Genomic DNA, 14,017 nt, shown 5'->3' with positions numbered 1-14,017 from the left:
TGAAGATAGCAATGCTTTGAGTTTCTATCTATTTCTAGCGAGAGCTTACACTTTTTAGCTCAGTCGATAAGATATCGATCGCTTTGGCAAATTGTGGGTCAGAACTTGTACCAACTAGCTCACGATTTTTATTAAGCTTTTCCAGATCTTCTTTGGTTAGCTCAACTACGCGATCAGGCACAATTCCCATGTGATTGATGTCGCGTCCATTGGGAGTGTAGTACTTAGCGATCGTCACAGCCATACCTGAACCATCGCTCAGAGAATGCACTGACTGTACTAAGCCTTTACCAAAAGTTTTGGTTCCGACGATTACAGCTCGTTTGTTATCTTGTAAAGCGCCAGATAGGATCTCACTAGCACTTGCCGAGCCACCATCAACTAACACCACAAGAGGCTTGTTAGTGAGAGCTTGACGGTTAGCGGTTAGCCTTTCACTTTCACCTTTACGATCAATTGTGGAAACAATGGTGGCGTTGTCTAGCCACATCCGTGCAATTTCAGCACTGGAGTATAGCAGTCCACCAGGATTAGAGCGCAAATCTAAGACAAACCCAACTGCGCCTTTACTGACGTGATCTTGGATTGCTTTACGCATATCACTGGCGGCGTTAGCATTAAACTGACGCAAGCTAATGTAGCCAACTTTGCCTACATTCGTATCACGAAGTTCAGCCTTGACTGGGTGAATCTCAATTTTGGCGCGTTCTAGCTCAATATCAAACTGCTTGTCGCCACGCTTGATCCCCAATTTAACTTTTGTACCAGCAGGACCACGAATCAGAGCCACTGCTTGGTTAATATCCATGCCCTCCGTAGACTTATTCGCGATCGAAGTAATAATGTCTTTGGTCAAAATACCAGCACGAGATGCGGGTGAATCTTCGATTGGGGCAACAACTGTCAACTGCTTAGTAGCATCATCCATCCCAAGCTGAATACCAACGCCTGTGAGTTCCCCCGAAGTATCAATTTGCATACTCTTAAACTGCTCAGGGTCCATAAAGCGAGTATATGGATCATCGAGAAGTTTAAGCATTTCCCGAACTGAGCGATACGCCTCAGCTTTGGAAGAGTAATCGCGATTTTCGACGTACTGTCGTCTGACCTGCCGCCAGTCAACCTTATTGAAAGCACCATCGACATATTCTCGATTGATAAGTTGCCAAGCTTCGTCAACGATTTCTTTGGGGCTATCCCGAAATGCGGCGATGCTAGGGTTTGCTAGCTGAAAACCAACAACTGCCACAGCCGCAGCTAATGCTGCTGTTGTACCAAGTACAAGTCCGCCTTTTGCCATGTCAACTTCCTGAAAAGTGATTTGTGTGAGGAATGCGTGGATGCAAGATATAAAATCACTTCAACTCTAGCACAGGAGTTTTTAAGCGTGTGATGAAATTAGTAAAATCATGGAATTACAGCTAAGCCATTCTTGTCAGGACATAAAGCCCAAATAGTGTGAGGCGGCGCTTCGCGCCACCTCACACTATTTGGGCTTTATGTCCTGAGGTGTCTGTCTATAGCTATATAAAAGATAAAAGAAATTGCTTACCCATTGACTAATCCTTTCAGTTTTTGCACTGATGCTTGTAGTTGTTGAATGTTGTAGCTACTGCAAAATTTCTGTTTTATCTCACGTTTATAGCTTTATTAGCAATCTTCATAAATCTTGTTAACTTCGTAATCAGAAATGTAATTTCCAATACAGATTGCTAACTTATAAATTGATGAAATCATTCTTGGATAATTTCTCTATGGTAATCATAGTAATTAGTATATGAGCTTTGTAAGTTCTTAGCTTTTTAGCCTTGGATTGCTTTTGAAGCAGTACTTATTGAACTCATGTTGCCTTGCAATGAAAACTTTGTGAAAGGTATAGAGTCGGTGATCAAAAAATTTCTATTGAGTTACGTTGCTAGTTTTGTGGTTAGTGAGTTTTCCTTTTACAGGTCAAACTTGGGCGCAATCAACCACCCCCACAGCTAGCCCTACAGAAACTGCGTCTCCTACGGCTACAGCAAGTCCTTCGCCTACTGCTTCGCCCAGCGTTACGCCACCCCCCGCACCAGCTCCAGCAAGTGGTGATGTTATAACTCTGACTAAAGAGCAAAAGGAAGCCCTTGATAAACTTCTTGCGCCAGCACCTGCTGCTTCTCCCATCAATTCTGGTGATACAGCATTTATGTTGGTAGCAGCAGCCCTCGTATTGCTGATGACTCCAGGGTTAGCATTTTTCTATGGCGGCTTAGTCCGTAACCGCAACGTATTAAACACGATGATGATGAGCTTACTGCTCATGGCTGTAGTCGGTGTAACTTGGGTACTCTGGGGCTATAGCCTAGCCTTTGATGTAACTGCTGAGGTAGCTAAAGGTACTTTTGGACAGGGAATAGAAAAATTTATTGGTGGACTTGATTGGGTATTTCTCAATGGAGTCAAGTTTGATGCACCTGATCCCGTTGGCTATGCAGGGACAATTCCTCATGCAGTGTTCATGGTTTACCAGATGATGTTTGCAATCATCACACCGGCACTGATTTCTGGTGCGATCGTTGAACGGATGAGCTTCAAAGCTTATTTCTGGTTTATTCTGCTTTGGTCTACATTTGTTTATGCTCCGCTTGCCCATATGGTATGGGGTCGAGGATTTTTGCAAGAGCTGGGAGCATTAGACTTTGCGGGTGGAACCGTTGTTCATATCAGTTCTGGTGTGGCTGCTGTAGTTGCTGTTTTGGTTGTTGGCTCTCGTAAAGATTTTGCCACTAGACCGCATACTCCGCACAATGTCCCATATGTTCTTTTAGGAATTGGTCTGCTGTGGTTTGGTTGGTTTGGATTCAATGCTGGTAGCGCTCTGGCGGCTGGTCCTCTTGCAGCAGTTGCCTTTGTTGCGACCACTGTTTCAACCTCTGCTGGTGGCTTAACTTGGCTACTGTTTGAATGGGTATTACGTGGTAAGCCAACTGCTGTTGGTATTGCTAGCGGATTCTTAGCAGGGCTTGTTGGTATTACTCCAGCAGCAGGTTTTGTTACGCCAATTGGCGCAATTTTGATTGGCTCAATTACTGCTGTATGCTGTTTTATAGCTGTGAGTTTGCGTGCGAAATTCAAATTTGATGACTCGCTTGATACCTTCTCTGTTCATGGTGTTGGAGGAACCATTGGTGCAATGCTAACTGGTGTATTTGCGACCAAAGCTGCCTTTGGTGGAGAAGCCAAACTTGGACTTTTGGATGGGAATCCTATGCTCATTTGGAAGCAGTTTGAGGGTGTTGCCATCACCTACGTGTTTGCAGCTATAGCTACATTCATTATTCTTCAAGTCTTGAAGCTATTTATGGAATTGAGAGTTGCTTCTTCCATCGAAGAGCAAGGTATTGACTTGCCCGTACATGGTGAGGAAGGCTATGGGAGTGAGTTTGGATCTGGTGTATTTGTCAGCCAAAGTTCAACTGAAGGTTAAAATTTCAAGATAACCTTAGACTCAATACTAATAAATACTATGGACGATGCAATACGTCGTCTATTTTTTTGTCTATTTTTTTTGTTTTTTCTAGATGTAATACTAAGCAACAAAACTTTCGTTGCTTAGTATTACATCTAGGCTTTTATATGAAAATAAAAAACTGAAAAACCAATAAAATTCATTACTTAATTCAGCTTTTGCACTTCCTTAAATTGAATTTCTCTACGAAAAAATAAGAGCTGCTTATAAAAACTGTATAACTTTACACAAAACCTAGGTGCTTGAATCTGTTGTTATGAAAGTAACTAATCTTTGCATTCTTTGTATTTGCATGGGTGTCTTATTTAGCTGAGGAGAATCTTAAGGTGTTGGTTTATAAGTCAAATCAAAAGAGGAGACTCAAGAGTTCTGTAAATTGGACTGCTTGTATTCCGCTCGCGGCAATTATCGGTGTTTTTTGGGTATACGCAGCAACTGCTCAAACGGCTGCTCCCACTCCTGAACCTCTAACTCCAGACAAAGTTCAAGCAAATGTTGCTGCTCTTAAAGTTGGTTTAGATACTCTTTGGGTAGTTGTTGCTGCATTTCTAGTGTTTTTCATGAATGCTGGCTTTGCTTTGGTTGAGTCTGGCTTTTGCCGTCGCAAAAATGCGGTGAATATTCTTACCAAAAACTTAATCGTATTTGCGATCGCTACTATTGCTTACTGGGCGGTTGGTTTTGGTTTTATGTATGGCGATAATGGTGGCAACGCCTTTATTGGTTTAAAAGGATTTTTCTTGAATGGTGCGGATAATAGTCCTGCAACTCTTGCTGATTATAAGGGAGACTTCCCAGGACTTAGCTGGACAGGTGTGCCTCTAGAAGCTAAATTTTTCTTCCAGTTAGTATTTGCAGCAACATGCGCAACAATCGTCTCAGGTGCAGTAGCTGAGCGCATTAAGTTTCTTGCCTTTTTGCTATTCAGCTTTGTGTTGGTTGCTATTTCCTATCCTATTACTGGACATTGGATTTGGGGTGGCGGCTGGCTATCTAAGGTCGGATTCTATGACTTTGCAGGCTCTACTGTAGTTCACTCGGCTGGTGGCTGGGCTGCATTGATTGGAGCAGCAATTCTAGGAGCTAGAACTGGTAGATATGGCGAAGATGGCAAAAACCGCGCTATCCCTGGTCATAGTATGAGTCTGGCAACCTTAGGATGCTTGATTCTATGGTTAGGTTGGTTTGGCTTCAACCCAGGTTCGACCATGGCGGCTGACGGTCGTTTGATCTCTCATATTGCTTTAACTACTAACATGGGTGCTTCCGCTGGTGGTATTGCAGCAACTATTGTGGCTTGGTTGTATCTTGGTAAGCCTGACCTATCGATGATCGTCAACGGTATCTTGGCCGGATTGGTATCGGTTACTGCTCCTTGTGCTTGGATTACCTTACCTAGCGCAATTATCATTGGTGCGATCGGCGGAACAATTGTGGTATTTGCAGTTGGCTTCTTCGACAAACTGAAGATTGATGATCCTGTTGGTGCAACTTCAGTTCACCTTGTTTGTGGTGTTTGGGGTAGTTTGGCTGTTGGTTTATTTGCAGTTGGACAGACAGCAGATATTGGTGGTGGTTACATTTTACAAGCTGGTGCTGGTCCTAAGGCTGGCTTATTCTTCGGTGGTGGCTTTGATCAACTTGTAGCTCAATTAATTGGTGTTGCCTCCGTTGGTGGTTTTACCGTTGCCTTCAGCTTTATTGCTTGGTACGTTATTTCACTAATTACAGGTGGTATTCGTGTTGAGCCAGAAGAAGAGTTCAAGGGTCTTGATATCTCTGAACATGGCATGGAAGCTTATTCTGGCTTTAGCAAAGAAAGCGAATAGTTTTTCCAAACCCCAAAAATAGCAATGGCGGCACTTAGTACCGCCATTGCTATTTTTTTTGGTTATGTTATGAGCAAAACTTGCGTTGCAATAGACGAGTGGCGACGCGAAGCGTCGCCACTCGTCTAAAAAGCAAAGGCAGCCCCTTGGGCTGCCTTTGCTTTTTGTAAAGTTCATCCTAATTCCGATGGGGTTATCGGGGTATAATGGTGGGGCAAAGAAGTTAAAAATATACGAAATCTCAGTTGAACCATGACAAACACTTTGACAAATCCTGTAAAAGTATCAAAGGTTGAAGTCCTTAAGCAAAAAAGTAACTTTTTGCGAGGTCCCATCAACACTGAACTAACTGATGGCAATCCTTTTTTCAGTCAGGATGGTATGCAAATCCTGAAGTTTCATGGTTCTTATCAACAAAAGGAGCGAGATTTTGAAAAGAATAAGGTTAAAGGTGAAGAATCTCAGTACAGCATGATGCTGCGTACCCGTAGCCCAGGAGGCGTGATTCCTTGGCAGTTGTATGTAGCGTTGGATAAACTTTGTGATAAGTATGGCAATCACACTTTGAGGGCAACAACGCGGCAAGGTTTTCAGATTCATGGCATTCTTAAAGAAAATCTGAAAACGGTGATTGCCGATATTACTCGAAACATGGGATCAACAGTGGGTGCTTGCGGTGACATCAATCGTAATGTGATGGCTCCTTCTGCTCCCTTTAAAAATAAGCCTGAGTATAAATATGCCCGTGAATACGCTTTCAAAATCGCGGACTTATTAGCACCACAGGCTGGGGCTTATTACGATATTTGGCTTGATGGTGAAGTTGCGGTGACTTCTTCCGAAGCACCAGAAGTGACTGAGGCGCGAAATCGTCAGGGAACAGGGACGGCTAAAACAAATATCAGTGATACTGAGCCGATCTATGGTGTGCAGTATTTGCCACGCAAATTTAAAATTGCGATCGCTGTGGCTGGTGACAACTCAGTTGATCTTTATACCAACGACTTGGCGTTGGTGGTGATTACCAATGCCCAGAAAGAGCTTGAAGGATTTAATGTTTATGTTGGTGGTGGTTTAGGTCGCGCTCACAATAATGATGCAACCATTGTCAGAATGGCTGATAGCATCGGCTTTGTGCCTGTGGCTCAAATCTATGATGTGATTAAGGCAATTGTATCTTTGCAACGTGACTACGGCGATCGCCACAATCGTCGTCATTCTCGCTTCAAACATATTTTGAATGAGTGGGGCGTGGAAAAGTTTAAGCAAGTTTTATTGGACTACTATCCAACCAAGCTTGATGAGGTGCGTGAATTGCCTGATTTTAAATATCAGGACTATTTGGGTTGGCATGAGCAGGGCGATGGCAAATACTTTGTCGGGGTCTCGATTGAGAATGGTCGGGTTAGCGATCGCGAAGATCTAAAACTTAAAACTGCTTTGCGGGAAATCAGTGAGAAATTCCATCATGATTTTGTGCTTACGCCCAATCACAACTTGTTGATTACAGAAGTTGCTGCCGATGAAAAAGAAGAGATTCAAAAGATTCTCGATCGCTGTGGTGTTCTTGCTCCAGATCAAATTGATTCTCTCGTGCGTTACTCAATGGCTTGCCCAGCTTTTCCAACTTGTGGATTAGCGATCGCTGAGTCAGAACGTGCATTACCCAGCGTACTAGCCAGAATTCGTAAACTATTAGTGCGTTTGGGCTTAGAGAATGAAACCTTTGTCACTCGCATGACTGGTTGCCCCAATGGTTGCGCCCGTCCCTACATGGCTGAACTTGCTTTTGTGGGCAGTGCCGTAGACGAATACCAAATTTGGCTAGGTGGAAGCTTTAACTCGACTCGTTTGGCTCAGCCCTATGTACAGCGTTTGCACATTAACAATCTTGAGAAAGGTTTAGAGCCTCTATTTGTTTATTTCCGAAATGAACGAGTTGCGGGTGAAACATTTGGTGATTTTTGCGATCGCAAGGGGATTGAAGACTTACGCAAGTTTGCGGAAACCTATGTGTCAGAAGTTGAGGAAAGTGAATCTAAAGGTAAACGTAAAGATGTTCGTCATCGCGTTACTCTTTCAGCAAAGTCCTATGAATTGCTCAAAAAAGCCGTTGAGGAAAAGGGTGCTTCGATGAAGGATCTTGTTGAAACAGCTTTGGAGAAATATTTGGGTTAGTGAGCTTAGGATGGGTGGCGCTAGCCGCCCATCCTAAATTTTTTCATATATTTAAAATAGACCTTGAATCAAGATTCATCTCCATTATTAGAAACGGCGCGGCGATACCTAGATATTAATCACGCGCCTTTTTATATGCCTGCGCATAAACGGGGGCAGGGAATTGATCGCGAGTTGATGGCAATCATGGGAGAGAATATGTTTCGCCTAGATTTGCCAGAATTACCTGATCTAGAAGATTACATTGCCGAAGCAGAAGAGCTTGCTGCTGCGGCATATGGTAGCGATCGCGCATGGTTTTTGACCAATGGCTCTACTTGTGGTGTGCAAGCGATGCTTTTGGCAGTATGTGGAGCAGGTGACAAGATTCTCATTGGGCGCAATTGCCATAAAGCAGCGATCGCAGGATTGGTTCTCAATGGTGCTACACCGATTTATTTACCTACTGACTATCTAGCAGAATATGATTTAGATTTGGGTGTAAGTCCTAAAACTCTAGAATTATTTCTAAATCTGCATCCTGACGCAAAAGCCGTAATGCTGGTTAGTCCTAATTATTTTGGAGTCTGTGGCGAACTTGAGAAAATGGTAGCGATCGCCCATTCTTTTGATATTCCTCTATTAGTCGATGCTGCTCATGGAGCGCATTTAGGATTCCATCCCGATCTGCCGAAATCAGCACTACAATCAGGAGCCGATCTCGTAGTCCAATCTACGCACAAAGTGGCAGGTAGTCTTACGCAGTCTTCAATGTTGCATTTACAAGGCGATCGCATTGCTACTGAACAGGTTGATCGGGCTTTACAAATATTGCGATCGAGCAGTCCCAATCTCTTGCTCATGATTTCTCTGGATGTGGCAAGGCGACAAATGGCTGTGCATGGCAAAGAACTCTTAACTGAGACATTGAAGCTAGCAAAAGCTGCGCGATCGCAATTAGACCAAATTCCAAATTTGCGAACCTTCAGTCAAATAGAAGTTGCCACTCTTGATGATACTCGACTTACAGTGATAACTGATTGCTTAGAGATTACAGGGTTTGAAGCTGATGAATATTTACATTCCCAACTGGATGTGATGGCGGAAATGCCAACACTTACGCAATTAGTATTTAGTCTTAGCTTTGGTAATACTCAAACTGATACTGAGCGGCTCGTGAATGGACTTCAACAACTCAGTAAGGAAAAAGGAAAAAGGAAAAAGGAAAAAACAATCACCAATTACCAATTACCAATCACCATTTACCAATCTAAACTTACTCCTCGTGAGGCCTATTTTGCTAAAAGCGATCGCCTTCCTCTTAATCAAGCGATCGGGCGAATTAGCGCAGAATCTCTCTGTCCCTATCCCCCAGGGATTCCTTTGGTTTGTATTGGTGAAGAAGTTACCTTAGAGGTGGTAGAAATGTTGCAGGCTATTGTGCGATCGGGAGGTATTATCAACGGAGCTAGTGACGAAACTCTTCAAACAATTCTAGTCGTATAGCTGTCACCTTTTTTGTCAATGTTAGTTTGAAGAAGTCAGAAAATGGCAAGAATCGCTTAGCGATTCTTGCCATTTTCTGACTGAATTTGTATAGCCAGATCAAACTTTTAATCAGTTGGCTCAAAAGGCGATGGATTATTTGAGCGCAGGAGTTGATCGCGTTTGGGTGGTTTATCCACCGATGCGAAGCCTGACAGTATTTTTTGCCGATCTCCCTCCTGAGACTTATCGAGGCGATCGCCAAATCACCGATGATTTATTTCCTAACTTAGCGGTAACTTCAGAGCAGTTTTTTATAAAAGCTGGAATTTAAAATAATTCTGACCAATTAAAAGTCACGTCAGGAAATGGAAGAATTGAGAGGGCATCACCCTGATCATAGCGCTGCATCCGCTTATAACCTGATGCTGATGGTTGCGTGTAGCCTTCAATAATTTTTTTATTCACATTAAATATCCACATTTCAGGAATACCATTGGCTGCGTAAAGGGGCATTTTTTCATCTCGGTCATAGGCGACCGTGCTATCTGCAACTTCGATAATCAACAAAATATCATCAGGTGTTGGTAAATGTTCCTCATAAAAATCATCACGCCATTTAAGGACAGCAATATCTGGCTGTGGTTGGGCATGATTGTTTAATAGGACAGAATTTTGAGCAGAAACCATAGCGCGATCGCCTAATTTTTTCTCAAATAACTTAACTAGTCGAATAATACAAGAGACGTGTTTTCTGCCAATGGGTGACATTTCTCTGATTTCTCCGTTAATTAATTCAAGGCGATCGCCCTCAGCAAATACTCCTGATTCATGCATGAGCTGATATTGCTGGGTCGTGAATTTATGGGTGCTGGGCGCAATTAATTGGGCTGTCATAAGATTTCACTTAACAACATGGTTGTTTATCAAGTCTCTGAAATAGCTAAATTATCAAATTTATGGAATAGCTAAAAAGTTTACTGGGCAAACCTCTTAGCTATATGACTAGATTTTAATTCATTGATTTTCTGGCTAAGCTAACTGCTTTAACAAAGCTATAGATACCCACGGGTAAGCTGATTAGCAAAATTGCCCAAGTCGTTGCAAATCCAAAATCTGGTGCGCCATAGGATATTTCATAAATGCAGCCAACAAAGGCGATCGCCGCAACGATGGAAATCAACAAGATTAATTGAGCTTTTATATAATCGGGTGACATAAATTAAGTTTGATAGGTTGGTTGAGTCTTAATATTTAGTATTATTGCTGAATGTGAGTGGTACTAAGTACTGCTCATATTCATATTCGCATATTGATTGATAAGTAATGGACAGCAGATATAATCCCCAGCAGATCGAACCCAAGTGGCAGAAAGTTTGGGCTGAGAAACAACTTGACAAGGTAAGCAACGATGCAATTAGTGCAGACAAAAAGAAATTCTATGCGCTGTCAATGTTTCCCTATCCATCGGGCGATCTGCACATGGGTCATGTCCGTAATTACACAATTACCGATGTAATTGCCCGTTATAAAAGAATGCAGGGCTATCAGGTATTGCACCCGATGGGTTGGGATGCCTTCGGGTTGCCTGCGGAAAATGCGGCGATCGATCGCAATACCCATCCTGCCAAATGGACTTATGCAAATATTGACAATATGCGATCTCAACTTCAGCAAGTAGGATTGTCTTACGACTGGGATCGCGAATTAGCCACCTGTTCGCCCGACTATTACAAGTGGACACAATGGATCTTTTTGCAATTTTTAGAAGCAGGGTTGGCTTATCAAAAGGAAGCCAAAGTTAACTGGGACCCAATTGATCAGACCGTAATTGCCAATGAACAGGTGGATAGTGAAGGTCGTTCTTGGCGATCGGGCGCGATTGTCGAGAAGCGCAAATTGCGTCAATGGTTCTTGAAAATTACCGACTATGCCGAGCAGCTTTTGCAAGATTTGGATAAGCTCAACGACTGGCCCTCTAGCGTCAAGATCATGCAGGCCAACTGGATCGGCAAGTCCACAGGTGCAGAGCTAAGTTTCCCCATCGTTGGCAGTGACGAAAAAATCACAGTTTTTACCACCCGTCCTGATACCGTTTACGGTGTGAGCTATGTTGTGCTTGCTCCAGAACATCCTTTAGTCGAGACTTTGACCAGTGCAGAGCAAAAAGAAGCCGTTGAAGCATTCATACAGGAAGTCAAAAATCTTAGCGAAATCGATCGCACTTCCGACGAGCGCCCCAAACGTGGCGTAGCGATCGGTGCAAGTGTGGTTAATCCCTTCACAGGAAAAGAAGTTCCCATCTGGATTGCCGACTACGTTCTCTCTGAATATGGCACAGGTGCAGTCATGGGAGTTCCTGCTCATGACGTACGTGATTTTGCTTTTGCGAAGCAGTACAATCTTCCAATTCAGACGGTAATTAATGCCCCTAAAGCAACTGATGAAGCGCTGAAATCTGCTTATACCGAAGCAGGAATCATGGTCAATTCGGGAGAGTTTGACGGATTGGATTCCGTATCTGCGAAGACTAAGATCGTGGAACTTGCGGAAAAGAATCAATGGGGAACCGCCAAAATCACCTATCGCTTGCGTGATTGGTTGATTTCGCGCCAAAGATATTGGGGCTGTCCAATTCCCGTGATTCATTGCCCAAGCTGTGGCATCGTTCCCGTTCCCCATGCTGATTTACCCGTGATCTTGCCTGAAGACGTGGAACTCACTGGGCGAGGAGCATCGCCTCTAGCCCAAAAGGAAGATTGGGTAAATGTCCCCTGTCCTAAATGCGGCACGGCTGCTAAGCGCGAAACTGACACGATGGACACCTTTATTGATTCTTCTTGGTATTTCTTGCGTTTCAGTGATGCAAGGAATGAACAGGAAATAGGCGATCGCAATGCCATCAATAATTGGCTACCCGTTGATCAATATGTCGGTGGTGTCGAACACGCGATTTTGCATTTGCTCTATTCCCGGTTTGTGACCAAAGTTTTGCGCGATCGCGGCTTACTCAATTTCGACGAACCATTTACGAGATTGCTCACGCAAGGCATGGTACAGGGCTTGACCTACATGAATCCCAACAAAGGCGGCAAGGACAAATGGGTTCCTTCAGCTTTAGTTGATCCCAAAGACCCTAAAGATCCGAAAACAGGTGAACCTTTGCAAGCGCTCTTTGCCACAATGTCCAAATCTAAGGGCAATGGGGTATCACCTGTCGATGCGATCGCTAAATATGGAGCCGATACTTTGCGGATGTTCACGCTATTCAAAGCTCCTCCTGAAAAGGATTTGGAATGGGAAGATGCGGATGTTGAAGGTCAGCAACGCTTTTTAAATCGGGTGTGGCGTTTAGTCTCTAGCTTTGCTGAAACTAGGCAAAATGGCATCTCTGACAAGATTGATAAGAATCTCCGCCGAGCGATTCACATTGCCATTAAGGAAGTTTCTGAAGATTTTGATGGAGGTTATCAACTAAATACCGCCATCTCGGAATTGATGAAGCTCAGTAATGCTTTGCAAGATACGGAAGATAAGAGTTCGGCTACTTTCTTAGAAGGTGTGGAAACTCTCTTAATCTTGCTTGCTCCCTTTGCACCGCACATTGCTGAGGAACTTTGGTCATTGATTGGGCATACAGACTCAATCCATTTACAGTCTTGGCTCACCCATGATCCCGATGCGCTAATCGTTGATGAGATTACCCTCGTCATTCAAATCAATGGCAAAGTGCGCGGCAGTCTCCAAGTGCCATCTAGCGCCAGCAATGACAAGCAAGCATTGGAAGAATATGCCCGTAGTTCAAGTGCAGCGCAGAAGTATCTCGATGGTAAAGAGATTAAGAAGGTGATTGCAGTTCCTGGAAAGTTGGTGAATTTTGTAGTTGTCTAGGCTTTTCAATCTGAACTTTACCTAATCAATCCCAATAATTTTGAAAGGTTTACTCTGTAAACCTTTCAAAATTATTGGTTTTTTTGCGTTTTAAAAGCTCTCATGTATAATGTTTGTATTACAACGCATTACTTGATAATACGATGTCAACTATAGCTAAAGAAACGATTACCTTTCGGCTCGATCGCACAAAGCGTGAAGCATTAGATGCGATCGCTAAGGAACTAGATCGTGATCGCTCTTACCTTTTGAATGAGGCGATTGAGAACTATATTGAAATTTATAAGTGGCAGATTGCGGAAATTAATTTAGCGATCGCTGAGGCAGATGCTGAAGATTTTGCCAGTGATGAAGATGTAGATACGATGTTTGGGCGCTTTAATGAAGGTTAGGTGGTTACGCAAAGCTCTACATAATCTAGAAGTAATTCATGAATATGTTGCTAGAGACAATCCAGAGGCTGCTTTAAAATTAGTAATCAAGATTCGCAGTGCAGTGAAGCAATTAGAAACTTTTCCAGAAATGGGACGTGTCGGGCGAGTCAAGGAAACCAGAGAGATTGTGGTCAATCCTTATTTCATCGTGTATCGAGTTAATGGAAGTTTTGTCGATATTTTGCGAATATTACATTCAGCGAGAAAGTTTCCAGATTAGATTTAGTAGAAATTCAAATTCTTGATTCGTTAATACTTTATGAATGAGGCAACATACTTATGGAAGAATTATTAACTTTAAAAGAACTGCTAGTTTGTGGTGATATTCCTGCGGCGATGGTTTTGGTTGAGGAAATGACTGAGATGAGTAAGGATGACAAAATCAGCAAAATTTTCAGCTACAGTATTATTTTATTAGTTCATCTCATCAAACAGAAGGTAGAAAAACGTTCCACAAGATCTTGGGATCTTTCAATTTATAACTCGACAACTCAAATTCGGCGTGCAAATCAGCGTCGTAAGGCAAAGGGAACTTATCTTAGTAAATTAGAACTTAGTGAAACTTTAGCAGAGGCTTATAATATTGCGCTTTCTAGTGCTGCGATCGAGGCTTTTGAAGGTCGTTATGAGGCGGATGAGTTAGCGGCTATGTGCGATCGCGATGAGATTTTGGCAGATGCATTAAAATTAATTGAGCAGGAATCAGTTAATTAAAT

The 14,017-nt window shown here is 42.9% G+C and carries 12 protein-coding genes; 9 read left to right on the top strand and 3 right to left on the bottom strand.

The features are described 5' to 3' along the window. Positions 1 to 34: 34 nt before the first annotated feature. Positions 35 to 1,300, bottom strand: coding sequence for a carboxyl-terminal processing protease CtpC (ctpC, locus tag ABM313_RS12435; RefSeq protein WP_434683522.1), 1,266 nt, complete (start codon positions 1,298 to 1,300; stop codon positions 35 to 37). Positions 1,301 to 2,095: 795 nt separating this feature from the next. Between ctpC and ABM313_RS12430 the strand changes: the two genes are divergently transcribed. From ABM313_RS12430 to ABM313_RS12410, 5 genes are all read left to right on the top strand, one after another. After that, entirely contained in the window at positions 2,096 to 3,463 is a 1,368-nt protein-coding gene (locus ABM313_RS12430) for an ammonium transporter (RefSeq protein ID WP_434688462.1), read from the top strand. A gap of 368 nt (positions 3,464 to 3,831) precedes the next feature. Further along, positions 3,832 to 5,334, top strand: a complete 1,503-nt coding sequence (locus ABM313_RS12425; RefSeq protein ID WP_434688460.1) for an ammonium transporter — start codon at positions 3,832 to 3,834, stop codon at positions 5,332 to 5,334. Positions 5,335 to 5,586: 252 nt separating this feature from the next. Next, positions 5,587 to 7,512, top strand: coding sequence for a sulfite reductase, ferredoxin dependent (gene sir, locus ABM313_RS12420; protein WP_434683521.1), 1,926 nt, complete (start codon positions 5,587 to 5,589; stop codon positions 7,510 to 7,512). A gap of 63 nt (positions 7,513 to 7,575) precedes the next feature. Then, positions 7,576 to 8,997 carry an aminotransferase class I/II-fold pyridoxal phosphate-dependent enzyme gene (locus ABM313_RS12415; RefSeq protein WP_434683520.1) on the top strand — a complete coding sequence of 474 codons (1,422 nt, stop codon included), beginning with the start codon at positions 7,576 to 7,578 and terminating at the stop codon, positions 8,995 to 8,997. Between the two features lie 130 nt (positions 8,998 to 9,127). Next, positions 9,128 to 9,310, top strand: coding sequence for a hypothetical protein (locus ABM313_RS12410; protein ID WP_434683519.1), 183 nt, complete (start codon positions 9,128 to 9,130; stop codon positions 9,308 to 9,310). On the opposite strand, the gene ABM313_RS12405 is transcribed toward ABM313_RS12410, so the two are convergent. Next, positions 9,307 to 9,873, bottom strand: coding sequence for a Uma2 family endonuclease (locus ABM313_RS12405; RefSeq protein ID WP_434683518.1), 567 nt, complete (start codon positions 9,871 to 9,873; stop codon positions 9,307 to 9,309). The genes ABM313_RS12410 and ABM313_RS12405 overlap by 4 nt on opposite strands. A gap of 115 nt (positions 9,874 to 9,988) precedes the next feature. Next, positions 9,989 to 10,195, bottom strand: coding sequence for a hypothetical protein (locus ABM313_RS12400; protein WP_434683517.1), 207 nt, complete (start codon positions 10,193 to 10,195; stop codon positions 9,989 to 9,991). Between the two features lie 107 nt (positions 10,196 to 10,302). Here ABM313_RS12400 and leuS point away from each other — a divergent pair, with 107 nt between their 5' ends. The 4 genes from leuS (at position 10,303) to ABM313_RS12380 (ending at position 14,015) form a co-directional block, all read left to right on the top strand. After that, positions 10,303 to 12,867, top strand: coding sequence for a leucine--tRNA ligase (leuS, locus tag ABM313_RS12395; protein ID WP_434683516.1), 2,565 nt, complete (start codon positions 10,303 to 10,305; stop codon positions 12,865 to 12,867). A gap of 143 nt (positions 12,868 to 13,010) precedes the next feature. After that, positions 13,011 to 13,259 carry a CopG family ribbon-helix-helix protein gene (locus ABM313_RS12390; protein WP_434683515.1) on the top strand — a complete coding sequence of 83 codons (249 nt, stop codon included), beginning with the start codon at positions 13,011 to 13,013 and terminating at the stop codon, positions 13,257 to 13,259. Then, the gene (locus ABM313_RS12385; protein WP_434683514.1) at positions 13,249 to 13,521 is read left to right on the top strand and encodes a type II toxin-antitoxin system RelE/ParE family toxin; all 273 of its coding nucleotides are present in this window, start codon (positions 13,249 to 13,251) and stop codon (positions 13,519 to 13,521) included. Before ABM313_RS12390 ends, ABM313_RS12385 begins: the two co-directional genes overlap by 11 nt. Before the next feature lie 59 nt (positions 13,522 to 13,580). Next, positions 13,581 to 14,015, top strand: coding sequence for a DUF29 family protein (locus ABM313_RS12380; RefSeq protein ID WP_434683513.1), 435 nt, complete (start codon positions 13,581 to 13,583; stop codon positions 14,013 to 14,015). The last annotated feature ends 2 nt before the right edge of the window (positions 14,016 to 14,017 follow it).

The sequence above is a fragment of the Pseudanabaena minima str. Chao 2107 genome, assembly GCF_051131155.1.
Classification (GTDB): Bacteria; Cyanobacteriota; Cyanobacteriia; order Pseudanabaenales; family Pseudanabaenaceae; genus Pseudanabaena; species Pseudanabaena minima.
Note: the sequence above shows the minus strand (reverse complement) of the source record. Positions and strands in the feature narration are given on the sequence as shown.

Bases quoted from the DNA above. Each gene is read 5' to 3' on its own strand.
- ABM313_RS12405 (WP_434683518.1), bottom strand. From the start codon at position 9,873: ATGACAGCCCAATTAATTGCGCCCAGCACCCATAAATTCACGACCCAG.
- ABM313_RS12400 (WP_434683517.1), bottom strand. From the start codon at position 10,195: ATGTCACCCGATTATATAAAAGCTCAATTAATCTTGTTGATTTCCATC.
- ctpC (WP_434683522.1), bottom strand. From the start codon at position 1,300: ATGGCAAAAGGCGGACTTGTACTTGGTACAACAGCAGCATTAGCTGCG.
- sir (WP_434683521.1), top strand. From the start codon at position 5,587: ATGACAAACACTTTGACAAATCCTGTAAAAGTATCAAAGGTTGAAGTC.
- ABM313_RS12410 (WP_434683519.1), top strand. From the start codon at position 9,128: ATGGATTATTTGAGCGCAGGAGTTGATCGCGTTTGGGTGGTTTATCCA.
- ABM313_RS12385 (WP_434683514.1), top strand. From the start codon at position 13,249: ATGAAGGTTAGGTGGTTACGCAAAGCTCTACATAATCTAGAAGTAATT.
- leuS (WP_434683516.1), top strand. From the start codon at position 10,303: ATGGACAGCAGATATAATCCCCAGCAGATCGAACCCAAGTGGCAGAAA.
- ABM313_RS12380 (WP_434683513.1), top strand. From the start codon at position 13,581: ATGGAAGAATTATTAACTTTAAAAGAACTGCTAGTTTGTGGTGATATT.
- ABM313_RS12390 (WP_434683515.1), top strand. From the start codon at position 13,011: ATGTCAACTATAGCTAAAGAAACGATTACCTTTCGGCTCGATCGCACA.